Source organism: Caballeronia sp. SL2Y3, assembly GCF_022879575.1.
GTDB lineage: Bacteria > Pseudomonadota > Gammaproteobacteria > Burkholderiales > Burkholderiaceae > Caballeronia.
Window position 1 is genome coordinate 478,955 of record NZ_CP084263.1, and the last position, 24,849, is coordinate 503,803.

At 64.1% G+C, this 24,849-nt stretch carries 29 protein-coding genes; 21 read left to right on the top strand and 8 right to left on the bottom strand.

What is annotated here, in order from left to right; translation table 11 throughout:
- The first annotated feature begins 35 nt into the window (after positions 1–35).
- A complete protein-coding gene (locus tag LDZ26_RS24550; RefSeq protein WP_244851279.1) occupies positions 36–911 on the top strand; it encodes a manganese catalase family protein in 876 nt (291 codons plus the stop codon).
- A 113-nt stretch (positions 912–1,024) separates the two neighbouring features.
- Complete coding sequence (locus tag LDZ26_RS24555) at positions 1,025–1,279, top strand: DUF378 domain-containing protein (RefSeq protein ID WP_175943701.1); 255 nt, start codon at positions 1,025–1,027, stop codon at positions 1,277–1,279.
- Between the two features lie 51 nt (positions 1,280–1,330).
- Here LDZ26_RS24555 and LDZ26_RS24560 read toward each other — a convergent pair whose 3' ends face one another.
- Together LDZ26_RS24560 and LDZ26_RS24565 are read right to left on the bottom strand one after the other, a co-directional pair.
- Positions 1,331–2,560 carry a phosphatidylserine decarboxylase family protein gene (locus tag LDZ26_RS24560; RefSeq protein ID WP_244851281.1) on the bottom strand — a complete coding sequence of 410 codons (1,230 nt, stop codon included), beginning with the start codon at positions 2,558–2,560 and terminating at the stop codon, positions 1,331–1,333.
- A 70-nt stretch (positions 2,561–2,630) separates the two neighbouring features.
- A complete protein-coding gene (locus tag LDZ26_RS24565) occupies positions 2,631–4,043 on the bottom strand; it encodes an MmgE/PrpD family protein (RefSeq protein WP_244851282.1) in 1,413 nt (470 codons plus the stop codon).
- A gap of 130 nt (positions 4,044–4,173) precedes the next feature.
- On the opposite strand from LDZ26_RS24565, the gene LDZ26_RS24570 reads away from it, so the two are divergent.
- Together LDZ26_RS24570 and LDZ26_RS24575 are read left to right on the top strand one after the other, a co-directional pair.
- A complete protein-coding gene (locus LDZ26_RS24570) occupies positions 4,174–4,770 on the top strand; it encodes a hypothetical protein (protein WP_244851284.1) in 597 nt (198 codons plus the stop codon).
- Between the two features lie 69 nt (positions 4,771–4,839).
- Positions 4,840–5,424, top strand: a complete 585-nt coding sequence (locus LDZ26_RS24575; RefSeq protein ID WP_244851783.1) for a hemerythrin domain-containing protein — start codon at positions 4,840–4,842, stop codon at positions 5,422–5,424.
- Between the two features lie 91 nt (positions 5,425–5,515).
- Here LDZ26_RS24575 and LDZ26_RS24580 read toward each other — a convergent pair whose 3' ends face one another.
- The 3 genes from LDZ26_RS24580 to LDZ26_RS24590 all read right to left on the bottom strand — a co-directional run bounded on the left by LDZ26_RS24580 (position 5,516) and on the right by LDZ26_RS24590 (position 7,466).
- Complete coding sequence (locus tag LDZ26_RS24580) at positions 5,516–6,013, bottom strand: ferritin-like domain-containing protein (RefSeq protein ID WP_244851286.1); 498 nt, start codon at positions 6,011–6,013, stop codon at positions 5,516–5,518.
- A gap of 84 nt (positions 6,014–6,097) precedes the next feature.
- On the bottom strand, positions 6,098–6,943 hold the full coding sequence (gene nadE, locus LDZ26_RS24585; protein WP_175943709.1) for an ammonia-dependent NAD(+) synthetase: 846 nt from the start codon (positions 6,941–6,943) through the stop codon (positions 6,098–6,100).
- Between the two features lie 22 nt (positions 6,944–6,965).
- On the bottom strand, positions 6,966–7,466 hold the full coding sequence (locus LDZ26_RS24590) for a CinA family protein (protein ID WP_244851288.1): 501 nt from the start codon (positions 7,464–7,466) through the stop codon (positions 6,966–6,968).
- Positions 7,467–7,633: 167 nt separating this feature from the next.
- Here LDZ26_RS24590 and coxB point away from each other — a divergent pair, with 167 nt between their 5' ends.
- The 7 genes from coxB (at position 7,634) to LDZ26_RS24625 (ending at position 15,402) form a co-directional block, all read left to right on the top strand.
- Positions 7,634–8,590 (top strand): cytochrome c oxidase subunit II, encoded by a 957-nt coding sequence (gene coxB, locus LDZ26_RS24595; RefSeq protein WP_244851290.1) that lies wholly within the window; start codon positions 7,634–7,636, stop codon positions 8,588–8,590.
- Positions 8,587–10,548 (top strand): cytochrome c oxidase subunit I, encoded by a 1,962-nt coding sequence (ctaD, locus tag LDZ26_RS24600; RefSeq protein ID WP_244851292.1) that lies wholly within the window; start codon positions 8,587–8,589, stop codon positions 10,546–10,548. The genes coxB and ctaD overlap by 4 nt, the downstream gene beginning before the upstream one ends.
- Positions 10,545–11,189 (top strand): cytochrome c oxidase subunit 3, encoded by a 645-nt coding sequence (locus LDZ26_RS24605; RefSeq protein ID WP_244851294.1) that lies wholly within the window; start codon positions 10,545–10,547, stop codon positions 11,187–11,189. Before ctaD ends, LDZ26_RS24605 begins: the two co-directional genes overlap by 4 nt.
- Before the next feature lie 9 nt (positions 11,190–11,198).
- A complete protein-coding gene (locus LDZ26_RS24610; protein ID WP_244851295.1) occupies positions 11,199–11,525 on the top strand; it encodes a hypothetical protein in 327 nt (108 codons plus the stop codon).
- Complete coding sequence (locus tag LDZ26_RS24615; protein WP_370650765.1) at positions 11,504–12,493, top strand: cytochrome c oxidase assembly protein; 990 nt, start codon at positions 11,504–11,506, stop codon at positions 12,491–12,493. Before LDZ26_RS24610 ends, LDZ26_RS24615 begins: the two co-directional genes overlap by 22 nt.
- Positions 12,494–12,536: 43 nt before the next feature.
- Positions 12,537–13,823, top strand: a complete 1,287-nt coding sequence (locus LDZ26_RS24620; RefSeq protein WP_244851299.1) for a cytochrome c — start codon at positions 12,537–12,539, stop codon at positions 13,821–13,823.
- A 322-nt stretch (positions 13,824–14,145) separates the two neighbouring features.
- Positions 14,146–15,402: a glycosyltransferase family 4 protein gene (locus LDZ26_RS24625; protein ID WP_244851301.1), complete on the top strand. Its 1,257-nt coding sequence runs from the start codon at positions 14,146–14,148 to the stop codon at positions 15,400–15,402.
- Between the two features lie 64 nt (positions 15,403–15,466).
- Here the strand turns inward: LDZ26_RS24625 and LDZ26_RS24630 are convergent, their stop codons facing one another.
- A complete protein-coding gene (locus tag LDZ26_RS24630; protein WP_244851303.1) occupies positions 15,467–16,576 on the bottom strand; it encodes a nucleoside hydrolase in 1,110 nt (369 codons plus the stop codon).
- 161 nt (positions 16,577–16,737) lie between these two features.
- Between LDZ26_RS24630 and LDZ26_RS24635 the strand changes: the two genes are divergently transcribed.
- Genes LDZ26_RS24635 through LDZ26_RS24660 form a run of 6 tightly spaced genes read left to right on the top strand, consistent with a single transcriptional unit; the run spans position 16,738 to position 20,158 of the window.
- Entirely contained in the window at positions 16,738–17,094 is a 357-nt protein-coding gene (locus tag LDZ26_RS24635) for a CidA/LrgA family protein (protein WP_244851304.1), read from the top strand.
- Entirely contained in the window at positions 17,091–17,825 is a 735-nt protein-coding gene (locus LDZ26_RS24640; RefSeq protein ID WP_244851305.1) for an LrgB family protein, read from the top strand. Before LDZ26_RS24635 ends, LDZ26_RS24640 begins: the two co-directional genes overlap by 4 nt.
- A 41-nt stretch (positions 17,826–17,866) precedes the next feature.
- Positions 17,867–18,286 carry a hypothetical protein gene (locus LDZ26_RS24645; RefSeq protein WP_244851306.1) on the top strand — a complete coding sequence of 140 codons (420 nt, stop codon included), beginning with the start codon at positions 17,867–17,869 and terminating at the stop codon, positions 18,284–18,286.
- Positions 18,283–19,503 (top strand): Nramp family divalent metal transporter, encoded by a 1,221-nt coding sequence (locus LDZ26_RS24650; RefSeq protein ID WP_244851307.1) that lies wholly within the window; start codon positions 18,283–18,285, stop codon positions 19,501–19,503. Before LDZ26_RS24645 ends, LDZ26_RS24650 begins: the two co-directional genes overlap by 4 nt.
- Positions 19,500–19,865 carry a hypothetical protein gene (locus tag LDZ26_RS24655; protein ID WP_244851308.1) on the top strand — a complete coding sequence of 122 codons (366 nt, stop codon included), beginning with the start codon at positions 19,500–19,502 and terminating at the stop codon, positions 19,863–19,865. Before LDZ26_RS24650 ends, LDZ26_RS24655 begins: the two co-directional genes overlap by 4 nt.
- On the top strand, positions 19,865–20,158 hold the full coding sequence (locus LDZ26_RS24660; protein WP_244851309.1) for a PRC-barrel domain-containing protein: 294 nt from the start codon (positions 19,865–19,867) through the stop codon (positions 20,156–20,158). Before LDZ26_RS24655 ends, LDZ26_RS24660 begins: the two co-directional genes overlap by 1 nt.
- A 6-nt stretch (positions 20,159–20,164) precedes the next feature.
- Here LDZ26_RS24660 and LDZ26_RS24665 read toward each other — a convergent pair whose 3' ends face one another.
- Complete coding sequence (locus LDZ26_RS24665) at positions 20,165–21,103, bottom strand: alpha/beta fold hydrolase (protein ID WP_244851311.1); 939 nt, start codon at positions 21,101–21,103, stop codon at positions 20,165–20,167.
- A 371-nt stretch (positions 21,104–21,474) separates the two neighbouring features.
- Here LDZ26_RS24665 and LDZ26_RS24670 point away from each other — a divergent pair, with 371 nt between their 5' ends.
- From LDZ26_RS24670 to LDZ26_RS24680, 3 genes are all read left to right on the top strand, one after another.
- Positions 21,475–22,590: a DUF4382 domain-containing protein gene (locus LDZ26_RS24670; protein WP_370650766.1), complete on the top strand. Its 1,116-nt coding sequence runs from the start codon at positions 21,475–21,477 to the stop codon at positions 22,588–22,590.
- A gap of 56 nt (positions 22,591–22,646) precedes the next feature.
- Positions 22,647–22,808 carry a hypothetical protein gene (locus LDZ26_RS24675; protein ID WP_244851314.1) on the top strand — a complete coding sequence of 54 codons (162 nt, stop codon included), beginning with the start codon at positions 22,647–22,649 and terminating at the stop codon, positions 22,806–22,808.
- Positions 22,809–22,956: 148 nt separating this feature from the next.
- Positions 22,957–23,193: an MARCKS-like protein gene (locus LDZ26_RS24680; protein WP_244851316.1), complete on the top strand. Its 237-nt coding sequence runs from the start codon at positions 22,957–22,959 to the stop codon at positions 23,191–23,193.
- A 19-nt stretch (positions 23,194–23,212) separates the two neighbouring features.
- Here the strand turns inward: LDZ26_RS24680 and LDZ26_RS24685 are convergent, their stop codons facing one another.
- On the bottom strand, positions 23,213–23,638 hold the full coding sequence (locus LDZ26_RS24685; protein ID WP_244851318.1) for a CBS domain-containing protein: 426 nt from the start codon (positions 23,636–23,638) through the stop codon (positions 23,213–23,215).
- Between the two features lie 120 nt (positions 23,639–23,758).
- On the opposite strand from LDZ26_RS24685, the gene LDZ26_RS24690 reads away from it, so the two are divergent.
- A complete protein-coding gene (locus LDZ26_RS24690) occupies positions 23,759–24,844 on the top strand; it encodes a glycosyltransferase family 4 protein (RefSeq protein WP_244851319.1) in 1,086 nt (361 codons plus the stop codon).
- Positions 24,845–24,849 lie beyond the last annotated feature (5 nt).

Sequence of the window (24,849 nt, forward strand, 5' to 3'; positions counted from 1 at the left end):
CAAGCGCCGCTCGTCCATAACCAGGAGCCGTTGATATGTTCGTACATAACAAACGCCTGCAATATACCGTCCGCGTGGCAGCCCCGAATCCCGGCTTAGCCAATCTGCTCCTCGAGCAGTTCGGCGGCCCGCAAGGCGAGCTTGCCGCCGCCATGCGCTACTTCACGCAAGCAGTGACCGAAGACGATCCGGGCCGCAAGGACATGCTGTTCGATATCGCGACCGAAGAGATGAGCCACCTCGAAGTGATCGGCAGCATCGTCGCGATGCTGAACAAGGGCGCGAAGGGCGCGCTCGCCGAAGCGGTGGAGCAGGAAGCCGAGTTGTATCGCTCGATGACGGGCAACGGCAACGATTCGCACACGACCGCGATTCTGTACGGCGCGGGCACGCCGCTTACGAACTCGGCCGGCGTGCCGTGGACGGCGGCGTATATCGACACCATCGGCGAGCCGACGGCCGACTTGCGCTCGAACATCGCAGCCGAAGCGCGCGCGAAGATCGTCTATGAGCGCCTCATCAACGTGACGGACGACCCCGGCATCAAGGACGCGCTCGGCTTTCTGATGACGCGTGAAATCGCGCATCAGAAGTCGTTCGAGAAGGCGCTGCATTCCATTCAGCCGAACTTCCCGCAAGGCAAGCTGCCGGGCGTGCCGGAGTTCACGAGCGTCTACTTCAACATGTCCAAGGGCGACGACGCACGCGGGCCGTGGAACGAAGGCGGCGACTGGAAGTTCGTCGAGGACCCGCAGCCCGCAGTGGATGGCGGCGACGGCACGGCCACCGTGCAGGTGTCGGAGCAGGACGTCGAGACGCTGCAGGCGATGGCTGCGCGCACCGCGTCCGACCCGACGGCCGATCCGACGACCGGCGCGGACCTCGGCGCAGGACAGGCAGTGAGTAAGTAACGGTACTTGCAGGACGCCGGCGTCGCTTAATGAGCGGCGGCGCCGGCGAGATTCCAACGCCGTTCATGGACGGTTCATTCAATGTAGCACTTTTGTCAACGTGGAGCTTAGTTATGCCAACTGTCACTTCGAAGGGAACGGTCGCCGTTCATCGCAGCCCGGTGGACTGGCTTGCAGGCGCGCTCGTCATTATCGGCGCGCTGAACTGGGGCCTCGTCGGCCTGATGAATTTCGATCTGGTCGCGGCCATCTTCGGCGCGGGATCGCCGGGCGCGCGCATCGTGTATGTACTCGTGGGACTGGCAGGACTGTATTCGCTGATCCGGGCTTTCATGCCGGCGCGCGAGCATGGCCTTGCGCATCACTGAACGGCGCGCCGCGCGTGAGTCAGCGCGCGGCGCACCTTTCGCGTCACTTCGTCATCGCGCGGTGCAAAGATGCGCGTTGACCTTGACGGGCGCTGCATTCTTCTCGAACGGCGGTTGCGGCACGAAGCTCTGAATCACGCCGGGCCTGAAAATCAGGCAATACGTGGAGCCGCCGTACTGGAAGTAGCCCAATTCCTCGCCCTTTTTCACGCGCTGGCCGGGCAGTGCGTCGATCATGCACGAGGACACGTCCGCCATGCCGATGAACACGCAGGCCACCTCGCCGATAGCGGGGTCGTCGCTCTCGATCACGACCACCGCCCGCGCCGCCACCGCGCTGATGTAGCCTTGCGAGTCGTTCAGGCTGCTCGGCTCTTCCCCTTCGGATTCGGCGTCGGAATAGTAGGTGCCATCGACCAGATACGACTTGGTGATGGTGCCGCTTACCGGCGCATGCCAGCGGTGATAGTAGAACGCGCTGAGGAACGCCTGGTAAATGGTGCCGCCGACGAAGCGCTTCGCCAGTTCCATCTCCTTCGCGGTGAAAATTTCCTGTAGCGAGTAAGGCTGCGACTTGATCCAGAACGAGTCCTGGAGCTTGACGTCGTGCTTGATCGCATAAGGCGATGCCTCGCATGCGCTCACGATCACCTTGTCGTTATCCGGCTCCGCGACGGGCCTCGCGCCGGGCCTGAACTCGCGCGTGAAGAAGTGGTTCCACGACGAGAAGCCCCAGTAGGGCTTGTCCGGATCGCACAGAAACTGCGATAGGCCGATTTGCTTATCCGCCTCGGGACTGAACCAGCCGTTCGGCGACGACGTGTTCAAATGCGTGCGCGAATACGGCCCGCTCAGGAAACCGGACCACACATTCAGAATGCGCTTCAGATGCCTGTTGAACGCGGGATCGCGAAAGAGCGAGTAGCCGGACGGCATCACCATCGGCCAGTCGAGCAACGCGTTCACCGGGCAATGAATCAGGCTCTTTTCGCTGAAGGGCGGCGCGTAGGTGAGCATGGCATCGAGCAGGACCACGAATTCGTCGATGTCGGCGTACGCGAGGTCGAAGCCTTCTTGCTTCGCCTGCTCGATGGCGCTCGTGAATTCCATCCGCACGACCGGATCTTCCCGTATGAAGGCGGCGAATTCTTTCACTACGCTATGCATCTCGGCCTTGCCGGCGCGCTCGCGTGCATAGGCGGCGAAGTTTCTGCGAAAGCTCGCGATCGCTTCCTCGCCGTCGGGCAGCCAGCCGCCCAGTCGTCGCTTTTCCTTCGTCATGTGTCTTGCCTCCGTGGCTTGCTGTAGGTCTCGCGAACGAAGCACCTCGCATGCCGCAATCTTTCGAGGCTTACCACGCAAGCAAACCGGTCAGCTCGCGCAAGCGGATGGTTTCGAGTTGCCGCACGGCTTGCCGGATAGCAGTGGAGCGGCCAGCGTCCAGCCGGCCCGCCGTCAGGCGTTCGAACTTGGCATCGATCGCGCTCCAGTCCATCGGACGCGTATGGAAGCCTTCGTAGTCCGCTTGCTCGCCGCCGATGATCGCGTCATTCGTCATCACGATCTGCATCGACACCGGCATTTCATCCGGAATGCGATTCGTATAGTCCGCGTTCGGCGCGACGCTCACGCGCCGCAAAAGGCTTTGGACGTCGTCGCGCCGTATGCGCTCATCGGCGAACTGCTCGGGCCACACTTCGCCGTCGAGCAAAGCGACGGCAATCAGATACTTCAGGTTGTGATCGGCCTGCTCCTTGGTCCAGCACTGATCCTTCGGACCATATGCGCCGCCGCCCAACACCTGATACGCGCCGTCCGCCACCTGCACGTTCACCTCCGCGATCTTGTGCGCATCGATCTCATGCTGGTTGCGCAAGCGGATGGCGAGATCCACGGCGCTTTGCGACTGGAACTCCGCGTTGTGCTTCTTGTTGGACACTCGATGCGGCGCGTCGAGCCGCTCGCGGCTCCAGTCGAGCGGCGGCTCGGCCCCGGTAAGGTGAAAAAGCCCCATCGGTCCTTCGAAGACGCCCATCGGCCCGGTGATGCCATTGCGCGCAAGGAACGTGTTGAGAAGCGCGCGGCTCGCCGCTTCGCCGGATGCGAGTCCCTTCCACTCCGACACCGGCTCGGCCTGAATCGCGGCGAGCGACACCGCGCCGACGCCCGCGAGCGCGAGCGCCTGCGCGCAGCGCCATTCGTCGAGCGCGAGAAGGCTCGACGCGCCCGCTGCGACGGAGAACGCAAGCGGCGTCGTGTAATTGATGCCCGCGCGCATCATGGGTATGTCGAGCAGGCGCGTCTGCACCTGATACGCGATGGCGAGCGCCGTGAGAAACGCGGCGCCGGTCGCATCCGCATATTCGCCGGCTGCGACGAGCGCGCCGATGTTGTCCGCGGGATGGCACACCTCGCCGCGTATCGCCGTGTTGTCCATGAAGTCGAGATAGCGGACGAGGCAGCCGTTATATAGCGCGGCCCGGTCCGGCGCGCCGCATCCGCCGCCGATGAAGGTGACGAGCGGCGGGCCGCCGAACTCGGTTGCGAGGCGGCGCACCTTCAGCATCGGCGGATGTCCGATCGCACCGATCGCGCAGCCGAGCGCATCCACGATGCTGCGCTTGAGCCTGTCGAGCGCCGCGTCGCCGAGATCGCCGATATGCACGCGGCCGATGAACGCGGCAAGCCGTTCGGTCATCGACGGTTGCTCTGCTATGTCGTTCGCCGTCGCCACCATGACGGTTCCCCTATTCCTCTTGGCCATGGCTGCGTTCGAGCATTGCACGTACCACTCGTCACGGCGGAATGCGGTTTGCTTGAATGTTCGCGCTTGAGGCGCGACGCGCGCGCCTCAAGCGCCGCACCTTCCTCCGCTTCTTAAGAAGAGGTAAATCATGAGTGACCCCTTCCCCTTTCCGAAGTCTCCCGCCAACGACGTCTCGCGAAGAAGCAAACCCACCGCCGTCGCTCGCGGCCTCGGCTGGTACAGCCTGGCGCTCGGCGCCGCGCAACTGCTCGCGCCGAGTTCTGTCGCGCGCGCGGCCGGCGTGCGCACGAGCCCGATGCTGATGCGCCTCTATGGTCTGCGCGAGATCGCATGCGGCATCGGCATTCTCGCCTCGCGCGATCCCACGCCGTATCTGTGGGCGCGCGTCGGCGGCGACGCGCTCGACATAGCCACGCTCGTCACGGCATCGGACAGAACGAGCCCGCGCGCGCTCGGCGCGCTGTTGAACGTGGCAGGCGTCACCGCCCTCGACATTCACGCGGCCACGGCGCTCTCCTCCCACGCCGAAGACGAGCGTCGCGAAGCGCAGTTGCGCGGGCAGCGGTTCGCCTCGATGTATCGCAACCGCAGCGGCTTTCCGCGCTCGCCGGAGGCCATGCGAGGCACGGCGCTGCGCGACTTCGAAACGCCGCGCGACATGCGCGCGCCGGACGAGATGCTGCCGTACACGCATGCGCAGTACAAAAAGGCGAAAGGCGCCTGATGCCCGCCGGCAAGACAACTTTCCCCACCATCGAAGCACGCGCGAATACGCGAAGGAGTCATCGTGGACATGTCATCCTGCTCGCCCTCCATCACGACGATGATCCGCATGGATCACACGCACGTCATGGCGGCATTCCATCGTTACCATGCCGATAGTCCGTGGTGGCGCAAACGCGCCATCGTCGAGCTGGCCTGTACGGCGCTCGAAATTCATGCGCAACTCGAAGAAGAGATCTTCTATCCCGCGCTCGGCGAAGCAATTCCGGGCGACGACACGCTGGAAAAGAGCAAGCCCGAGCACGACAAGATGCGCGAGGACATTGCCAAGCTGCGCGCGATGGGCCCGGACGACGCGTCCTACGATGCCCGCTTCATGCAGCTGATGCGCGAAGTCATTCACCATGTGGCGGACGAGGAGACCGTGTTGTTGCCGACGGCCGAGCGCGCGCTGGCTTCGCGATTGTCGGAACTCGGGCAGCAGATGACGAAGCGCAGGATGCAACTGGTCGCGCAGAAGCGTCCGGCATCGATTGCGGTCAACACGCTCGGCACGTTCCCGCTGGCTTCGCTCGCGCTGATATCGCTCGGCACGCTTGCAGTCGCGCAAATGCTGCGGCCGTCGCCCTCGCGCCGGGCGAGGGACTACGCGTAAGGCGGCGCGGCCCTTATAAGACAAAAAAAACGCGCCGCGGATGCGGCGCGCTCGTTCCTGCTCAGGTAGCGACGACGAGTGTGGGGACTCGTCAGCCAGCCGCCTTCACTTCCTCGGCCATCTGCGTCTTCGCGAGTTGCGTGAGCTTCTCGTCGGTGGATTTCTCTTCCTCCAAGGTCTCGAGCAGCAGGTTCATCGCTTCTTCCTGGCCGAGCTGCTTCGCCAGCGTCGCGAGCGTGCCGTACGTCGCGATCTCGTAGTGTTCCACCTTCTGCGCTGCTGCGATCAGCGCGGCATCGCGAATCGGGCCTTGCTCGAAGTCTTCGATCTGCTCCTGACCTTCCTCGACGAGCCCTTCCATCGCCACGCACTTGATGCGCTTGAGCTTGACGCCACACAGTTCGACTACCTTGTCGATCCGTTCGATCTGACCGTTGGTTTCTTCCAGATGCTGCTGGAATGCCTGCTTCAGTTGCTCGTGCGTGCTCGCGCGTGCGAGCTTCGGCAGCGCCTTCGTCAGTTGTTTCTCTGCGCTATAAACGTCGGACAGTGCGTGAATGAACAAATCCTGCATAGTCTTCGATGCCATCGATGCCTCCGTTTCAGGGTGAGTGGGTTCGCACCGGCCGGTGGGCCAGCCGCGCATGTCTATCGCGCAATCGCCATTCCAGTCTCAGACGCGCGGCACTTCGAGCGGCAGCGCGCGCTTGTGGCGCGTGGCCATGTAAAAGCGACGTATGGTCGTAAGCACGTCTTCACTCACGTCCTTGCCTTCGAGAAAGTCGTCGATGTTCTCGTAGCTGATGCCGTAGCTGTCTTCATCCGGCTTCTGCGGCGTGAGCGTTTCGAGGTCCGCCGTCGGCACTTTCATGACGAGACGATCGTCCGCGCCCATCGATCGCGCGAGCGCGCGCACGCGGCGCTTCGTGAGTCCGGAGAGCGGCAGGATGTCCGCGCCGCCGTCGCCGTACTTCGTGAAGAAGCCCATCAGCGATTCCGCCGCGTGGTCCGTGCCGATCACGACGCCGCGCCGCGCCCCGGCTATCGCGTACTGCGCGATCATGCGCTCGCGCGCCTTGATGTTGCCGAGTACGAAGTCTTCCTGGAAATCGTCGGTGTATTGCGCGCCGCCTTGCTTGAGCGCCGCGATCATTTCGTCCGACGGTCCCTTGACGTTGACGGTCAAGGTCTCATCCGGGCGTACGAATTCGAGCGCGGCCTGCGCGTCGTCTTCGTCACGCTGCGAGCCGTAAGGCAGCCGCACCGCCACGAAATGCGCTTCGTAGCGGCGCGCGCGCAGCCGCTCGACGGCGAGTTGCGCGAGACGCCCGGCCGTGGACGAATCCACGCCGCCGCTGATGCCGAGCACATAGGTTCGCAGTCCCTGCGACGTCAGATAGTCGGACAAGAAGGCGACGCGCCGCTCGCGCTCGGTATCGGCATCGAAGTCCTGGCTGACACCCAGCTCTTGAGCGATCTGCTGTTGCCACTGCCTCCATTCGCTTTGGCTCTGATCCATGTTCGTCCCCCAACGGTATTGATCAATGTCTCGGCAGACGGTCGAAGTAGTGCTCGAGGCGCGAGATGGCGTAAAGCGCCGCCGCGCGCCGGACTTCGTTGCGTTCGCCATCGAAGACCTTCGTCTCGCTGAACGTGACGATCTGGCCATCGCGCAGCTTGTACGACCATGCAAAGCATTGCGTGCCGGCCTCGGGGCCGTCTCCGGGCGGGGCATCGGCCACGCCGGTGTTCGAAACGGAGACGTTCGCAGAGCACGGCTCCTGTTTCAGCGCGCCCTCCGACATCTCGCGCGCCACTTCCTCGCTCGTCAGGCCGTATTGCTTCATCGTCTCCTCGCGCACGCCGAGAAAGCCGGCCTTGCCCGTGGGCGAGTACGTGACGAAGCCCACGTCGAGGCAACTGCCGCTGCCCGGCACCGATGAGATGAGCGACGCGATGTAACCCGCCGTGCACGATTCGGCTGTCGCAAGCATCAGCCCGCGCGAAGTGAGGAAAGAAACGACTTGTCGTGGTACGTCCATGTTTTCTATCTCCTTGTGCCCGCTGCCGATGAGCTTGCAGCCAAGTGCAAAGCAATCGCTGCACCAAAGGACGGCGGCCCGTCCATGGAATGTCTATTGCTTGGACCGATGCAGACGTCCCCGAAGCCGTATCAAAACGATGATGCGAACAATCGAAAAAAACGGCCATGCAGAGCGCCCTTAGTCCGGCAGGCATCCAGGCAAGCCGCGTCCTGGAGTTGTGGCACATCACGCTCACCGTGTGTTGCGTGGTGTTCGCCTGCGTGCTGCTCGCGTGCATCTTCGCGCTCCTGCGCGCGCCGCGCGGCAATCAGTCGACGCCCGCCGACATGAGCCGGCGCGAGCGGCCCGAGAGCGGCATCAACCGCTTCGTGATCGTGGGGACCGTGTTGTCGGCACTGGGGCTCGTCGGCCTGCTGGTCGCCGATGTCGTCACGGATCGCGCCTTGTCGCGGCTTCCGGTCGACAACGCGCTGCACGTGGAGATGACCGGCTATCAATGGTGGTGGCAGGCGCGCTATGCGCCCGAAGGCGGCGCCGATGGATTCGCGGTGGCGAACGAGCTGCATGTGCCGGTTGGCCGGCCGGTGGTCGTGTCGTTGAAGGCCGCGGACGTTATACATACATTCTGGGTGCCTAATTTACATGGGAAGAAGGACATGATTCCCGGCCAGGACTCGACCATCACGTTCCGCGCCGACCGTGCGGGGACGTATCGCGGGCAGTGCGCGGAATTCTGCGGCTACGAGCACGCAATGATGGCGTTCTCCGTCGTGGCTGATCCGCCCGATCAATATGCAGCGTGGGCCGCGCGTCAACGGCAGACGGCGAGCACGTCGAGCGACGCTCTCGCGATGCACGGACGCGACGTCTTCCTGAACGGCGACTGCGCCCGCTGCCACACCGTGCGCGGCACGCCGGCCAACGGCTCGGTAGGTCCTGACCTCACGCATCTGGCAAGCCGGCAGACGATAGCGGCCGGCACCATCGTCAACAACGCGCACAACCTCGCGGCGTGGATCACGAATCCGCCCGCCCTCAAGCCCGGCGTCATGATGCCGGCGACGCAACTCGCCTCCGGCGATCTCCAGGCCCTCGTCGTCTGGCTCGGAACTCTCAAATGAGCGCGCCCGCTTCTTCCCGCTTCGGCCCGGCCGATGACAACGGCTCCCGTCCCGTCGACGGCCCGCACGCCTCGCCCGCCGTGCGCGAAACGCTTGCCGCGACGTGGAGCGATCCGCCCGGTTTCATCGGCGCGCTGTCGGCAATTAATCACAAGACGGTGGCGCGCCGCTTCATCGTGACGACGTTCGCCTTCTTCGTGCTCGCGGGCCTGCTCGCGCTCGCCATGCGCATGCAGCTCGCGCGGCCCGATCTGCGGCTGATCGGCCCGAACCTGTACAACGAACTCTTCACGATGCACGGCACGACGATGATGTTTCTCTTCGCCGTACCGGTGATGCAGGCCGTCGCGGCGTATCTCGTGCCGCTCATGATCGGCGCGAGAAGCGTCGCGTTTCCGCGCATGAACGCCTACGCGTACTGGGTGTTTCTCTTCGGCGGCATCCTGCTGTTCGCCTCGCTCGCGGTGAACAGCGCGCCGGCCGCCGGCTGGTTCAGCTACGTGCCGCTCGCGGGCCCCGACTATTCGCCGGGCAAAGGCTCCGACATCTGGGCGCAGATGATCACGTTCACCGAACTGTCCGGCCTGATCGAAGCAGTCATCCTCATCAGCACCATCTTCAAGATGCGCGCGCCCGGCATGTCGCTCAACCGCATGCCGCTTTTCGTGTGGGCCACGCTGGTCACGCAGTTCATGGTGATCTTCGCGATGCCTTCGGTCATGCTGTGCAGCACCGCGCTCATTCTCGACCGGCTGGTCGGCACGCATTTCTATAACCCGGCGAAGGGCGGCGACGTGCTGCTCTGGCAGCATCTCTTCTGGTTCTTCGGGCATCCGGAGGTCTACCTCGTCTTCATCCCGCCATTAGGCTTCATCTCGTCGATCATTCCGACCTTCGCGCGCCGCCCGGTGTTCGGCTATCCCGCGATGGTGCTCGCGCTCATCGCCACCGCGTTTCTCGCGTTCGGGCTGTGGGTGCATCACATGTTCGCGACCAATCTGCCGGAGCTCGGCAAGAGCTTCTTCACGGCGGCGAGCCTCAGCATCGCGATTCCATCGGCCATTCAGATCTTTTGCTGGATCGGCACGCTCTGGACCGGCCGCCTGAATCTGCGCACGCCGCTGCTCTTCGTGCTGGCGTTCTTCTTTATCCTCGTGATGGGCGGCATGACCGGCATCATGGTCGCCTCCGTTCCGCTGGACCTGCAAGTACACGACACGTACTTCGTCGTCGCGCACTTGCATTACGTGCTGCTGGGCGGCGCCGTATTTCCGCTCTTCGGCGCGTTCTTCTACTGGTTTCCGAAGTTCGCGGGCCGCATGCTGTCCGAGCGGCTCGGGCGCTGGCAGTTCTGGCTCTTCTTCATCGGCTTCAACGTCACCTTCTTTCCGATGCATCTGCTCGGTCTCCAAGGCATGCCGCGCCGTGTCTGGACGTATCCGCACGGGCTCGGCTGGGACGGCATGAACCTCATGTCGACCATCGGCGCATGGATCATCGCGGTGAGCGTGCTGCTCTTCATCGTCAATGTCGTGCTGACGCTGCGAAGCAAACAACCCGCGCCCGCCGATCCGTGGGGCGCGGGCACGCTCGAATGGAGCGTGCCGTCGCCGCCGCCGCCGCATAACTTCGACGCGATTCCGGTCGTGCACGGGCGCGATCCGCTGTGGGAACCGGCGGGCGAGCCGCGCTTCGTCGGCGGACTGGCGGCCGATGCGCGCGAAGTGCTCATGACGAGCGTGCTCGATGCGAAGCCGGACCATCGACCGCTCTTTCCGTCGCCCTCGATCTGGCCATTCATCAGCGCAGTGGCGACGACGATTCTTTTCATCGCCTCGATCTATTCGCCGTGGGCCATCGTGTGGGGCTCGCCGCCGGTCGCCGCGGCGATGATCGCGTGGTTCTGGCCGAAGCGATCGAGCAATGCGTTTGCAGCCGCACGGGAGCAGCGCCCATGAGTACCGCCAGCAACCTTCGGAACGCGCAGGCGCGCCCCGACGAAGCGCACGCCTCCGAGCTCGACGTGCGCGGGCTTCCGACGTTCGCGTTCGGGCATCGCAGCGTCATGTGGTGGAGCACGGCGGGGCTGATGCTGATCGAAGGCACGGTCTTCGGCATCGCGGTGATGATGTACTTCTATCTGCGCACGCATGCGCCCGCGTGGCCGATGGCGGCGTCCGCGCCCGAGCTGCGCTGGGGCACGCTCAATACGGTGGTGCTGCTCGCGAGCATGCTGCCGAACCAGCTCGCCAAGCGCGCCGCCGAGCGCTTTGACCGCGGACGCGCGAAGCTGTGGATGACGGTGTGTCTCATCGCGACCATCGTGTTCATGGTGCTGCGCGGCTTCGAATTCGCGACGCTCAACGTCAGTTGGTACACGAATGCCTACGGCTCGGTCGTGTGGCTGCTGCTCGGCCTGCACACGACGCACCTCGTCACCGATTTCATCGATACGGCCGTGCTGACGGTGCTGCTATTCACCGGCCCGTTCGAAGGCAAGCGCTTCGTGGATGTCAGCGAGAACGCCGTGTACTGGTACTTCGTCGTACTAAGCTGGCTGCCGATCTACGGCGTCATTTACTGGGCGCCCCGCTTTTGACTTCCGACCATGCTCACCTGGCCCGCCCTTCTCTTCGCACCATCCGTCCTGCTCGGGCTGTTAAGCGTGAACTACGCGCTCGTCGAGCCGTCGTGCCATTTGCAAAGCATGCTCCTGTTGCACGGCATAAGCGTGGCGAGCCTCGCGGTAAGCGTTATTTCGACACTGCTCGCCTTCAGGCGCTGGCGCAGCGCGCGGCGAGAAGCCGATCCGTCGGCGCCCACGGTGCGCTCGCGCGAAGGCTTCATGGCGGTCGTGGCGACGGGAGTGGGCACGCTCTCGTCGATCGGCATCATCTTCATCTCGCTACCGCAATGGCTGCTCTCCGCTTGTTGACAAGGACGGCGGCGGGCGTCGCCGCCCTCACGTTCGCCGATGCCGCGTTCGCGCACGTGGTCCTGGCCGACACGAGCAGCGTCCCGGCAAGCTTCGGCTGGACGTTCGAGCCGTGGGTCGTCGCGTGTCTCGCGTTGAGCATCGGGCTGTATCTCGCGGGCTACGCGCGGCTTCGCGTTCGCGGCGCGCGCGGACGGCGCGACCGCGCGCTGCGTCTCGTCTCGTTCTTGACCGGCTGGATCGCGCTCGTCATCGCGCTGCTGTCGCCGTTGCATACGTTGAGCGAGGCGCTCTTTTCGGCGCACATGCTTCAGCATGAAATCTTCATGCTCGTGGCCGCGCCGTTGCTGGTGATCGGCAGGCCGCTCGCGGTGTGGCTGTGGGCCTTTCCTCCGCGCGCGCGCCAAGGCATCAGCGCCGCGACGCGCAGCGCGTGGATCAATACGCCGTGGCGATGGCTGACGATGCCTGCCGTCGCGTGGGTGCTGCATGCGGCGGCCTTGTGGTGCTGGCACGCGCCGCGCTTTTTCGAAGCCGCGCTCGCCAGCGAAGGCATTCATACGCTGCAACACGCGAGCTTTCTCGGCACCGCGCTGCTCTTCTGGTGGACCGTGTTTCGTCCCGCTTCAGAGGACGGCTCGCGTTCTCACAGCGCGCACGCGATGCTGTCGCTCTTCACCACGATGGTCCACACCGGCGCGCTCGGCGCGCTGCTGACGCTTGCGCCCGAGGTCTGGTATCCGTCGCTCATCGAAAGCACGCTCGCGCTCGGCTTCGATCCGCTACAGGATCAGCAACTCGGCGGACTCGTGATGTGGGTGCCGGGCGGTCTCGCCTATCTCGTCGGCGGGCTGCTGGTCGGCGCGCGCTGGCTGGCGAGGCGCCCGGCATCGACGCTCGCGCCCGCCACGTCTGCCGCGCGCCCTGCGGCGTCAACCACTCGCCTGCGGGCGCACGAGGAGTCCTGAGATGCGCTCGTTCACGAGAAGACGCCTGCGCAGATCGCTTTCGATGCGAGGCATCGCGGCCGCATCGCTCGTCATGCTCATGGCGATGGCGGCAAATGTCGCGGATGCGGCGGAACAGGCGCCCTCGCCCGAATTGCTCGCACGCGGCGCGTATGTCGCGCGAATCGGCGATTGCGCCGGTTGCCACACCGCGCCCAAAGGCGGCGCGCCGTACGCGGGCGGCCTCGGCGTCAATTCGCCGTTCGGCACCATCTACAGCAGCAACATCACGCCCGATCCGGAACTCGGCATCGGCAAATACAGTTACGAAGATTTCGTCCGCGTGATGCGCGAGGGCGTCGCGCCCGGCAACAAGGGACTGTATCCCGCGATGCCTTACGCGTCCTTCGTGAAGATGAATGAAGACGACTTGCGCGCGCTCTACGCGTACATGATGCACGGCGTCCCGCCGGTGCATTACAAGCCGCCGCCGACGGACGTGTCGTTTCCGTTCAATCAGCGTTGGGCGCTGCGCGTGTGGCGCTGGGCTATCGCGCCGAAGAAGGTGTACGAGCCGAGGCCCGAGCGCGATGCCACATGGAATCGCGGCGCGTATATCGTGCAGGGACCCGGCCACTGCGGAGCCTGCCACACGCCGCGCGGGCTTGCGTATCAGGAGCGCGGCTACGACGAATCGTCCAAGACATATCTCTCGGGCGCCGTCACCGACAACTGGTACGCGATGAACCTGCGCGGCGATCCGGGATCGGGACTCGGACGCATGTCGACAGAGGAGATCGCATCGTTCCTGAAGACGGGTCATGGCGGCGACAAGACGATCGCGTTCGGCACCATGGTCCAGACCATCGAGGACAGCCTGCAATACCTGAACGACGACGATCTCACTGCCATCGCCACGTATCTCAAGACGCTGCCCGCGACCGGCGCCGCCGATGGTACGTTCGACCCATCGCTCGCCCCGCCGGGACGACTCAAGACGCGCGCGCCGGACACCCCGCCGGGTCAGGGCGCGGCCGTCTACGCGACCTTTTGCGCGCAATGTCATCTCGATACCGGACAGGGCGTGCCGAAGGCATTCCCGAGGCTCGCGGGCAATCCTGCGGTCATCAGCGAGGACACGACCTCGCTCATCCGGCTGATTGTCGAAGGCGGCAACAGTCCGGACACTCAACACGGGCCACCACGGCAAAACATGCCGGGCTTTGCGGGCCGTCTGTCAGATTTGCAGATCGGACAGGTGCTCTCTTACATTCGCTCGTCGTGGGGAAACGACGCACGGCCTGTCACGACCAACGACGTCGCGTCCTTTCGTAGCAAGATACATAAGTAACAGCGGTTACATATTCGGGTAAATGATGCGCATCGCGGAGCCGTTCAATCAGACAAGCTTGCCGACGAGATCATCGGACAAAAAGACTTCGTTCCACTAAATAGGGCTTGCATTTCCTTACGTTTCGCTTTGAGCCTTCTCAAGCTTTTTGGCTTATCCTAAACTCTTGCTTACGAGTAAGAGCGAAACGTGGACCTGTGGATTCCGAGATCGTCTTCGGGGGAAGACGACCACAGTTAGCGCACTCGTCGCCCTTGCCGCATCGCCTCACGGGTGACGGCCAGAGTGCCTCTAGAAGAACGACAACATCACTTCCAACGCCGTGAAAATTCTCATCGTCAACACGTTGTATTACCCGGACAAAGTCGGTGGAGCCGAGGTATCGACGCAACTTCTCGCCGAAGGCCTCGTGAGAGCCGGCATGGAAGTCAGCGTGGCCTGCGCGACGGGAACGGGCATGGACAGCATTTCCGAATTGAACGGGGTGAAGGTCTATCGTCTGCGTAACGCCAATCTGTACTGGCCGCATCGGCCAAAAAAACGCTCGCGCGTGGCGAGATTCGCCTGGCACGCGCTCGATGTCTATAACGTCGTGATGTCGCGCAAGCTCGCCGGGATCATCGCGCAAGAAAAGCCGGACGTCATTCATACCAGCAACCTCGCGTGTCTCTCGGTGGACGTATGGCGCGTGGCGCGCAACGCGGGCGTGCCGATCGTGCATACCGCTCGCGACTATTACCTGATGTGCCCGTCCACGACAATGTTCTCGGACGCCGAGCCTTGCAAGCGGCAGTGCGCATCGTGCGCGCTGTATTCCGCGCCGAAGCGCGGGGCGTCGGCGCGTGTCGAAGTGGCCATCGGCGTCAGCCGCTTCGTATTGCAAAAGCATCTGGACAACGGATATTTCCCGCATGCGTCGCGCACGGCGGTGGTGAGCAATTGCTATATCCCGAGCACGGACGGCGCGGCGCTCGCCAACAAGCGGCGCTATGAAGGCGGCCCCGTGCGCCTCGGCGTGCTCGGTCGCGTGGCGCGCGACAAAGGCTCGGAGGTCGTGCTCGAACAACTGTCGGCCGATCACACGCTCGACTGGACGCTCGCGTTCGGCGGCAATGGCGAGGCCGGCTACATCGCATCGCTCAAGACGAAGTATCGCGACCCGCGCGTGCAGTTTCTCGGACACGTGAAGGCGAGCGACTTTCTCGACAGCATCGACATTCTCATTGTCCCTTCCATCTGGCACGAACCGTTCGGGCGCGTGATCGTGGAAGCGTACTCGCACGGCTTGCCCGTCGTCGGCGCGAACCGGGGCGGCATTCCAGAAGTCATCGAACCGCGTTCCGGTCTCGTGTTCGACATGGATCGGCCGGAGACGCTCATCCAGAAGATCCGCGAAGCCATCGAACTGCTGAAGGAGCCGTCCGTGCATGACCGGCTGCGCAAACACGCCGATACCTTCAACCCCGAGACGATGGTGAACGCGTATCTCGACATTTACCGCAGCGCGCTTGAAGGCGCGATGACGCGAAGCGCCGAGCCGGTCGCCGCCGCCATCACGCCCAACGCGCACATGGATTGATGACCGCGCAACGCGGTCATCGCTCATTGGCCATCAGTCATCGGCATCGGTCATCGATCATCGGTCATTGAAACTTCACGGGCACCGGACTCGTCAGCAGGTTCACGTAAAGATTGAAGAACCTGGCGTTATCGTACTTCGTCACATAAGTGATCTTGAGCGGTGAAGCGCCGGGCGCGGGCGCGTCCGGATACACGCGCACATGCCCCTGATTTTCGCCCGGCGTGGTGTCGATATCGAGGTACGCGCTCTGCGTTTCGGTCGCGTAAGTCGGGTCGAGAAAGTAAGGCATTGTCAGCGTGTCGTAGATATTCGTATTGCTCGCGAAAGCATTCGCGTTCGCGACCGCATAAGCCTTCGTGACGGGCGTCTGTCCGGTCGGCGGATTGACGATCTGGTTATAGATGCTTTCGTTGAGCGGCACGGTGTTGGTCACATCGAGCGGAATCACGCGCTGCGGAATGGTCGTCTGCAAGAGCGTGCGCACGGCCACCGGATCGAACCACCAGTTCAGTTCGCCCACGGCGTTCGCGTTGCCCGGCACGTTCATCGCGCCGCCCATGTAGACGATCTGCTTGATGAGCGGCACGATCTCGGGCGCCTTCTTCACGGCGGTCGCGAGGTTCGTCGGCGGCCCTACCTCGATGATCGTCACCTGGTTCGGATAGCGCTTGATGCTGTCGATCATGAAGTCCGCGGCGGCTTCCGCTTGCAGCTTGGTCGACTGCGCGAAGCCGTCGGGGGGCGCGGTGAGCTGCGACGCGTCGGTCGGCTCGGGACGCATCCACGCACCGAAGTAACCGTTGGGATTTGCCGCCTGCTGCGCGCGAATGCTCGCGACATCGTACTGAAGCGGATAGTTCGCGCCGCCGTACACGCCGACCCGGTTCTGCACGCCCATGCGCTCGACGGCCTTCAGCGCATCGGCTTCTTCCTGCAAGAGCCAGTCGTTGCCCGTCACGACGCACAGGCCGAGCAGATTCACTTTGCCCTGGCCCATCAACTGGCTCGTCATCGCGAAGAGCTGGCCGTCATCGCCCATCGTGTTGAAGTCGGAATCGATGATGACCTTCGGTGCATCGTTGTACGCATCGTGGTGATCCGAGCCGCCGCAAGCGGCCACGAGGCAGGACAGAAGCGGCGGAATCAGCGGAAGCAGTCTGCGGGGCGCCATGTGTGTCTCCTTGTGTTTGAACGTTCTGGATGGCCGCGCTGGCAAGCGGCCTGATTCATTCTAGGAGCATTCACTGCGTTCGGCGGCGCGATCGTCGATGCCTGCGGGAGCGCACTTTGCTGGCATCGCACACCGCGCAATGAACGTCGACAGGTCCCGCCATGCTTCTTTCCCTTGCCGTGCTGCTGCTCTTCCAATGTTTCGGGGAAGGCGTCTCGTATGTGTTCCGGCTTCCCGTGCCGGGGCCGGTCGTCGGCATGTTGCTGCTGCTCGCGTTTCTGATCGCGCGGCCGCGCGCCGCCAACAGCATCGAGCCGACCGCGAACGAACTGCTGCGTCATCTCTCGCTGCTCTTCGTTCCGGCGGGCGTCGGCATCATGGCGTCCGCGAGCGCCGTGCGCGGCGATCTCGTGGCGGTCGTGCTGGCGATCATCGTGAGCACGACGCTCGGCATCGGCGTGACGGCCGTCGTGATGCGCGCGCTGATGCGCCGGCAAGCGGGAGACGAACCGTCATGAGCGCGATTCCACGGCTCAACGCGATATGGGTCTACCTCGCGGCCTCGCCGCTGCTCGGCCTGACCATCACGCTCTTCGCGTATCTGATCGCGCAGTCCGTCTATACGCGATGCCGTTTCAATCCGCTGGCCAATCCGGTGTTGATCGCGGTGGCGCTGATCGTCGCGGTGCTTCAGGTGAGCGGCACGCCGTATCCGACTTACTTCGAAGGCGCGCAGTTCGTGCACTTCCTGCTGGGGCCCGCGACCGTTGCGCTGGCGCTGCCGCTCTACCGGCAACTGGGCAACCTCAGGCGGCTCGCCGCGCCGCTTTTCGTCGCGCTCTTCGCCGGGTCGATGACCGCGATCGTATCGGCGCTCGCTATCGCGTCTTGGCTCGGCGCATCGCGGCAGACGATTGCATCGCTCGCGCCGAAGTCCGCCACCACGCCCATCGCGATGGCGGTGGCGACATCCATCGGCGGCATTCCGTCGTTGACGGCGGTGCTCGTCATCTCGACGGGCGTGTTCGGCGCCATCTTCGCGCGCGTGATTCTCAACGCGCTGCGCGTCGCGGAGCCGGAAGCGCGCGGCTTCGCGCTCGGCGTGGCGTCGCACGGCATCGGCACGGCGCGCGCCTTTCAGGTCAGCCAGCAGATGGGCGCGTTCGCCGGGCTCGGCATGGGGCTCAACGGCATACTCACCTCGTTTCTCGTGCCGGTGATCGTGCCCGTGCTCGTGCGCTGGCTCTGAACGGAAGCGACGAAGGAACGCGCCTTGCTCGCTGCGGCGCCATGAAGCCCATCCGTTCACTGTCGCTTGCGCCGCTCGTCGTCGCGATCGCGCTGGCATGCGCCGCGTGCTCGTCATCCGACGATGCCGCCTCCGATGCGCGCATCGTGCTGTCGTACGCACGCTCGGCGTCGCAGTGGATGGACTCGTGGCTCGACGGCAGCTCGCCCTCGTCTTACGCAAAACGCTCCGTCGATTCGGCCAGCGAGCAGATCGGCAAGATCGCGGGCGACCTGCAACGCGCCCACGCGCCCGCCGATGCCGCCTCGCAAGTCCACGCGGTACAGGCCGCCTTCGATACGGCGCGCACCGCGCTCGATTCCGGCGACCGCGCCCGCGTTACCGAAGCGCGCTCGACGATGCATGACGCCGCGTCCCGCCTCGACGCTTGGCTGCGCGCGCAACCCGGTGACGCGTCATGAAGAAGCTGCTGGAGATATCGCTCGGCATCGTGACGAGCATCGGCGGCTTCCTCGAAATGGGCGAGATGTCGACCACCGCGCAGGCCGGTGCCGCGTTCCACTATCAATTGCTGTGGACCGTCGTGCTCGGCACGGTCTGCATCGCGTTCCTCACCGAAATGTCAGGACGCTTCGCGGCGGTGAGCGGACACACCATCGTCGATGGCATCCGCGACCGCTTCGGCATCAAGCTGCTCGCGCTGCCGCTGATCTCGACGGTGATCGTGAGCTTTCTCGTACTGAGCGCCGAGATAGGCGGCGTCTCGGTGGCGCTCGAATTCGCAACGGGCATCTCGTATCGATGGTGGGCGCTGCCCGTCGCACTGCTCTCGTGGCTCTTTCTGTGGCGCGGCACCTTCGGCATGCTGGAGAAAGGCATCTCGCTGCTCGGCCTCGTCACGCTGTGCTTCGTCGTCGCCATCATCCGGCTGCGGCCCGAATGGACGCAGGTGGCCGCCGCTGCGGTGCCGAGCCGCCCGCACGGACACGCCGCGACGTACTGGTTCATGGCCGCGAGCATTCTCGGCGCTTCGCTTTCGCCCACGCTCTTTCTGTTCTATTCGTCGGGCGCAATAGAAGACCGCTGGGATCGCAGCTATCTCTGGCCCAATCGCGCGATCGCCGCATTGGGCATGCTGTTCGGCGGCGTGATCTCGGCGGCCGTGCTGCTCGTCTCGGCGCAAGTGCTCAACGGGCGCGGCATTCTCGATGTCGAAGACTTCCATCAACTGCCGCTGCTTTTGGTCGATGCGTTCGGCATGTGGGGATTCGTGCTCTTCGTGGCGTCGCTCGGCATTGCATCGCTCGGCGCGGCGCTGGAAGTGGCGCTGCTCGAAGCGTATCTTTTCGCGCAGGCGTTCGGCTGGAACTGGGGGCAAGACTGCCCGCCGCGCGCCAATCCCGGCTTCAGCCTCGTCTATACGTGTGCGCTCTTGCTCGCCGCGTTGCCCATTGCCGCCGGCGCCGATCCGCTCAAGCTCACGGTGTTCTCCATGGCGCTCACCGCCGTCAACTTGCCGTTGATGGTGGTGCCGTTCATCGTCCTGATGAACGACGAGCACTACATGGGCGAGCACTGCAACGGACCGATATCGAACGTGGCGGTGATCGCCATTACCGCGCTCGCGTTCGTGCTCGGCATCGTCACGATACCGCTCGAATACTTCGGAGGCACATGATGGACGTCGTGCACGATATTCTCGACAAGCAGCTCGTCGACAAGAACGGCGTGCGCATGGGACGCGTGGATGGCCTCGTCGCCGAACTGCGCGAGGGTGAACTGCCGAGGCTCGTGTTCATCGAAGCCGGCACGGTCGTGATGGCGCGGCGCTTCGGCAGGCGGGCGCATCGGCTGATGTGCGCGTTGCTCACGCGCATCGGCGCGGGCCACAAGACCACGCCGTATCGCATCGCGTGGAAGGACGTGCGCAAGGTTGCCGTGGATATCGAACTCGACGTGGATTCCGACGACACGCCCGTGCATGACTGGCAACGCTGGCTGCGCGAGCGCGCTATCGATCGCATTCCCGGAGCACGCTGATGCAGACCGTTAATCTCGATGAACTCGTCGGCCTGCGCGTCAACGCGATGGACGGCCGGCGCGTCGGCCGCATCTCCGCGCTGCTGGCCGAGGACCGCGGCGGCGATTGCGTGATCGCCGCGGTGCGCATCGAGACGCATGGCTTCGCGAGTCGCGTGATGCGCTGGATGGCGGTGGCGGTCTCGCCTGCATCCTTGCGGCACAGGCTCGCGCAGAAGCCGCTCGATGTCGCGTGGGATCAACTCGACTGGGCCGACCTGCGGCAGCCGCGTCTGCGTGAAGCGGCGCGTTGATCCGCGTCACTCGCTCGCGATGCCCTCGATGGCATCGGCGATGCGGCCTGCTTCATCGTAATGCAGCATGTGTCCGCGATTCGGCACCACCGCGATCGTGCTCTGCGCGATATCCTGGTGCAGCCTGCCCGACTGCGAATCTGCATCGACGATCGGGTCGTCCGCGCCCGCGAAGATCCGCACCGGCACTTTGATTTCGCCGTATCGCCGCGACAAGTCATGCGCCGCCGGCACCATGTAGCCTGCGTCTTCGCCGATCGCGCGCATTTGCGACGGACGCAGCAGCAACTCGCGCGGCTGCATCTCGCGAAAGACGTCCGGCACCGGCTGCGGCGCGAACATCAGGCGCAGGTTCGTATTGATCATCAGCCGCGCGGCAATGGGCGAAACCGTGTAGCGCATGACATCGCCGATGACGGGTATCGCGGCGGGCGCGGTCAGCAGCACGTCGAAGCGCGCGCTCGGATAGAAATAGCCGCTGATCAGCGCGAGGCCGCGAATGTCGATGCTCGGATCGAGCGCCATGGAAAGCGCGGAGAGACAGCCGAGCGACTGCCCGACGACGACCGCCCGCGACAGTCCCATGCGCTTGAGCGCCTGTTGGAAGAGCGCCGCCTGCGCCTGCGGCGTCCATGCGCGATCGCGCGGACGTTCGCTGAAGCCGAAGCCGGGGCGATCGAACGCAATCACGCGATGACGTTGCGCGAGCCGGTCGAAGAGTCCGCTCGCCACATAGTCTTGAAGCATGACGAGATTGCCGTGCAAGAGCACGATGACCGGGCCTTCGCCTTCGTCGATGTAATGCAGACGCACGCCATCCACGTCGATGAAGCGTCCGACGGCAGGATGATCGCGTTCGGCGCGGCGGGCGCGCAGCGCGGCCCACGCAGCCACGCCGAGCGATGCAGCCGCGACGGAGCCGGCAAGCAGTTTCCCCGATGACAAAGAGCTTGATGTTCTCTGACGCATGATTCCCCGATGATCTGTAATCGAGCGCGAAGCGCGCAAGTGGATTGAGCGAGCAACTCCCATGCCACGCGAGCCCGGCGCATCAGCTGGCGCTATTGTTAGTGGTACTGAACGGCTTTTCCCTCGCGGTGAAACGCTCGCTAAACAACTACCGCTTACTTGCGCAAGCGCAATCGGAGCCTCCGTTTCGCATTTACGAATCGACGAACAAGTTACAGTTGGTCCCGCCTGCCGTTACAATCGTCTAACGAATTGGCGCTAAGCTGCCGTCACTTCCAACTACAAAAAAAGGTGAAGCGATGAAGCGAGGATCTTGGCGAACTCTCGGCCTGGCGGCAGCAATCTCGATGATGGTCGCTGCTTGCGGAGGCGGCAGTGACGGCGGATCGGGCACGCCGACAGGCACGCTGCACGTGGCGATGACCGATGCCCCCGCATGCGGCTTCGATCATGTGTACGTCACCGTCTCGCAGGTGCGTGTGAATGCAAACGCGCAGGCCACGGACAGCGACGCGGGCTGGACCACCATCGTCCCGTCCTCGCCGCAAAGGATCGACCTGCTTTCGCTGACCAATGGCGTCCTTGCCGATCTCGGTCAGGCCGCGCTGCCGGCCGGTCAATATCAACAAGTGCGCCTCGTGCTCGCGCAGAATTCGGGCAACTCGCTGGCCAATTCGATCGTGCCCACGGGCGGCACGGAACAGCCGCTTGCTACGCCGAGTGCGACGCAAAGCGGCTACAAGATCATTCAGCCTTTCACGGTCCAGCCGCAGACGCTCGTGGATCTCGTGCTGGACTTCAACGCCTGCAAATCGGTCGTTGCGCGCGGCAACGGCTCTTATGCGCTGAAGCCGGTCGTGACTGCCACGCCGACGACGGTGAGCGGGCAGATCTCCGGCTATGTCGCGACTGCCGAAGCGGGCGCCACGGTGTATGCCGAGCAGGGAGGCAAGGTCGTCCGGGGCACCGTCGCCGACAGCACCGGCAAGTTCGTTCTTGCGCCGCTCATTCAAAGCTCGACGCAAGGCAACTACGATGTCGTTATCGTGCAGAACAACGTTGCGTCGGGCATCGTGCGCGCGGTGCCGGTGGTCGTGAACGCGACCACGACGGTTTCGACGCCGGCCGCGCCTATCGCCCTGCCCGCCTCGTCGATGAGCAGCGTGAGCGGAACGGCCACTCCGTCCGCGAACGCGCTCGTGCGCGCATTGCAGACGATCGACGCGAGCCCCTATGAGATCGCGTCTGCCAATGCGAATCTCGACACCGGCGCATATCAGCTGTTCCTGCCTGCGGCAGCGCCTCTGGTCAGCACCTATTCGGGATCGCTGCCGCTGAGCTTCGCCGCAGTGCCTGCGGCAGCCGGTCAGTACATGGTAGAAGCGGATGCCGCGTCGGGCGCAACGCAGTCGGCGCCGGTCAATGCAACGACGAGCCAGACGAACCTAAACTTCAGTTTCTGATGACCATCGAAGGGGCCGCCCGCATGGCAGCGCCCCTTCGTTTTTCGGAGTGTTTGATGAGGAAATTCGTCGTTCTCACGTCATTGCTGGTGACTGTCGGCATGCTCGGCGGGTGCGCGGTGTATGTACCCGATGCACCCTATGTCACGGTCAAACCGCAAGGCGGTCCGGGCAATGGATTCTGCCCGCCGGGACAGGGAAAGAAGGGCAACTGTTGACGCGGTCGAATACGCGAACGGGTCGTGAAGGCATAGGTCCTGGGCGGTGCGCCAGTTCGCGAGGGCGCAACCGGCGCGCATCAGGCCGGCCTCGGAACGTCGCTTGCTGCCGTCCGAGATCAAGCAACCGACCTGGCGAGGCCCGACCATGAATCAGAAACCGCAAGACCCGCAGAACGCCGTATCGGAAGATGGCCATATCGAAAGCCAGCCGATTCCCGGTCACAACGAAAACATTCCGACGAACCCGGCCGACGATCCGAAGCGCGGCCCGACCGAAGACCGCGCGCCGGACGCCACGCCCGATACCAAACCCGGCACGCCGCCCGGCTCGCAGAGCGAGAACGACCGCCTCAAGACGCCCGAGGACGGCAATCCGCTATAGATCGCACGCGGCTTCCGTCTTATCTGTCCGGGACGGACGGCGTCGAAATCGCCTGAATGGTCGAGGACACTTCCCCGTCGGAATAGATCGCGATATCGCCGAGTGCGAGCATGCCGACGAGGTTCTTCTCGCTGTCCACGACAGGCATGCGGCGAATCTGCAACTGCTCCATCCTGCGCATGGCGTCGTGAATCTCGTCGTCTTCGAAGCACCATTCGACGGGCTCGCTCGCCACCTCCTGCACCGCGCACGACGACTCCTTGCCCACCGAGACCGCGCGCACCACGATATCGCGGTCGGTCACGACGCCCTTCAGGCGCGTGCCGTCGCACACCGGAAGCGCGCCGACGTTGAGTTCGTCCATTAGTTCGGCTGCGCGGCGAATGCTTTCGTTCGGCGCGATGGTCTGAACGCCGCGTGTCATTACTTCGGCTACCTTGGTCATGACTTCCTCCTCGCTTTCATGGCACTCCCGATGCAGCATGCAGCGTGCCGTTCTCATCGCCCGCGCGCGTCGGCCTGTTGATTGCTAATCGAAGCCCATACGGTCAATGCGGAACGCACAATGAAAATCGCACAGGTCGCACCGCTCTACGAGAGCGTCCCTCCTATCGCATACGGCGCCACCGAGCGCATCATTTCTTATCTGACGGAAGCACTGGTCGCCCTCGGGCATGAAGTCACGCTGTTCGCCACGGCGGATTCGAAAACGCGCGCCCGCTTGCATGCGAGCACTCCGACGGCGCTCTGGCGCGACGAACGCGTGTGGGATACGACGAGCCATCATCTGCGCCAGCTCGAAGCTGTCATCGAACGTTCATCGCAGTTCGATGTGATTCACTTTCACACCGAGCCCATTCATCTGCCGATGCAGCGCTTCCTCGCGTGCGCATCGCTCACGACCATGCACGGGCGTCTGCTTCCTGCGGATCATGGTCCGCTCTTCGAGACCTTTGCGAATGCGCCGCTCGTCTCGATCTCCGACAGCCAGCGCCGCGGCGCGCCGCACGCGAACTGGCGGGCCACCGTGCATCACGGCCTCGCGCTCGATGAGATGCGTTATTCGCGCGAAGGCGGCGACTATCTGCTCTTCGTCGGCCGCGTGATGCCGGAGAAGCGCATCGATCGCGCCATCGAGATCGCGCGTCGCGCGGGGCTGCCGCTGAAGATCGCCGCTGCGGTGCATCCCGGCGAGCGCGCGTACTTCAAGGAGACGATCTGGCCGCTTATCGCGGAATCGGAGTCCTTTGTCGAATATCTCGGCGAAGTGGGCGGCGAGACGCGCCGCGCGCTCTTCGCGAACGCACGTGCGCTCGTCTTTCCTATCGACTGGGAAGAACCGTTCGGCCTCGTGATGATCGAGGCGATGGCCTCTGGCACGCCGGTCGTCGCGTTCAGGCGCGGCGCCGTGCCCGAAGTCATCGAGCATGGCGTGAACGGCTTCATCGTCGACGATGTGGACGAAGCCGTGCGCGCCGTTCGCGAGATTGGCGCAATAGACCGCGCGCGCTGCCGCAAGACGTTCGAGCAGCGCTTCTCGTCCGAACGCATGGCGCGCGACTATCTCGCGGTCTATCACAATCTGCTTCAAAGCCGTACGAGCGCGGACGCCTTCATCACCGCTGCCGACACCGACGCGCTGGAAGCCTAACCATT

Coding starts and splice junctions, on each gene's coding strand:
- LDZ26_RS24550 (WP_244851279.1), top strand. CDS start 36: ATGTTCGTACATAACAAACGCCTGCAATATACCGTCCGCGTGGCAGCC.
- LDZ26_RS24555 (WP_175943701.1), top strand. CDS start 1,025: ATGCCAACTGTCACTTCGAAGGGAACGGTCGCCGTTCATCGCAGCCCG.
- LDZ26_RS24560 (WP_244851281.1), bottom strand. CDS start 2,560: ATGACGAAGGAAAAGCGACGACTGGGCGGCTGGCTGCCCGACGGCGAG.
- LDZ26_RS24565 (WP_244851282.1), bottom strand. CDS start 4,043: ATGGCCAAGAGGAATAGGGGAACCGTCATGGTGGCGACGGCGAACGAC.
- LDZ26_RS24570 (WP_244851284.1), top strand. CDS start 4,174: ATGAGTGACCCCTTCCCCTTTCCGAAGTCTCCCGCCAACGACGTCTCG.
- LDZ26_RS24575 (WP_244851783.1), top strand. CDS start 4,840: ATGTCATCCTGCTCGCCCTCCATCACGACGATGATCCGCATGGATCAC.
- LDZ26_RS24580 (WP_244851286.1), bottom strand. CDS start 6,013: ATGGCATCGAAGACTATGCAGGATTTGTTCATTCACGCACTGTCCGAC.
- nadE (WP_175943709.1), bottom strand. CDS start 6,943: ATGGATCAGAGCCAAAGCGAATGGAGGCAGTGGCAACAGCAGATCGCT.
- LDZ26_RS24590 (WP_244851288.1), bottom strand. CDS start 7,466: ATGGACGTACCACGACAAGTCGTTTCTTTCCTCACTTCGCGCGGGCTG.
- coxB (WP_244851290.1), top strand. CDS start 7,634: ATGCAGAGCGCCCTTAGTCCGGCAGGCATCCAGGCAAGCCGCGTCCTG.
- ctaD (WP_244851292.1), top strand. CDS start 8,587: ATGAGCGCGCCCGCTTCTTCCCGCTTCGGCCCGGCCGATGACAACGGC.
- LDZ26_RS24605 (WP_244851294.1), top strand. CDS start 10,545: ATGAGTACCGCCAGCAACCTTCGGAACGCGCAGGCGCGCCCCGACGAA.
- LDZ26_RS24610 (WP_244851295.1), top strand. CDS start 11,199: ATGCTCACCTGGCCCGCCCTTCTCTTCGCACCATCCGTCCTGCTCGGG.
- LDZ26_RS24615 (WP_370650765.1), top strand. CDS start 11,504: ATGGCTGCTCTCCGCTTGTTGACAAGGACGGCGGCGGGCGTCGCCGCC.
- LDZ26_RS24620 (WP_244851299.1), top strand. CDS start 12,537: ATGCGAGGCATCGCGGCCGCATCGCTCGTCATGCTCATGGCGATGGCG.
- LDZ26_RS24630 (WP_244851303.1), bottom strand. CDS start 16,576: ATGGCGCCCCGCAGACTGCTTCCGCTGATTCCGCCGCTTCTGTCCTGC.
- LDZ26_RS24635 (WP_244851304.1), top strand. CDS start 16,738: ATGCTTCTTTCCCTTGCCGTGCTGCTGCTCTTCCAATGTTTCGGGGAA.
- LDZ26_RS24640 (WP_244851305.1), top strand. CDS start 17,091: ATGAGCGCGATTCCACGGCTCAACGCGATATGGGTCTACCTCGCGGCC.
- LDZ26_RS24645 (WP_244851306.1), top strand. CDS start 17,867: ATGAAGCCCATCCGTTCACTGTCGCTTGCGCCGCTCGTCGTCGCGATC.
- LDZ26_RS24650 (WP_244851307.1), top strand. CDS start 18,283: ATGAAGAAGCTGCTGGAGATATCGCTCGGCATCGTGACGAGCATCGGC.
- LDZ26_RS24655 (WP_244851308.1), top strand. CDS start 19,500: ATGATGGACGTCGTGCACGATATTCTCGACAAGCAGCTCGTCGACAAG.
- LDZ26_RS24660 (WP_244851309.1), top strand. CDS start 19,865: ATGCAGACCGTTAATCTCGATGAACTCGTCGGCCTGCGCGTCAACGCG.
- LDZ26_RS24670 (WP_370650766.1), top strand. CDS start 21,475: ATGATGGTCGCTGCTTGCGGAGGCGGCAGTGACGGCGGATCGGGCACG.
- LDZ26_RS24675 (WP_244851314.1), top strand. CDS start 22,647: ATGAGGAAATTCGTCGTTCTCACGTCATTGCTGGTGACTGTCGGCATG.
- LDZ26_RS24680 (WP_244851316.1), top strand. CDS start 22,957: ATGAATCAGAAACCGCAAGACCCGCAGAACGCCGTATCGGAAGATGGC.
- LDZ26_RS24685 (WP_244851318.1), bottom strand. CDS start 23,638: ATGACCAAGGTAGCCGAAGTAATGACACGCGGCGTTCAGACCATCGCG.
- LDZ26_RS24690 (WP_244851319.1), top strand. CDS start 23,759: ATGAAAATCGCACAGGTCGCACCGCTCTACGAGAGCGTCCCTCCTATC.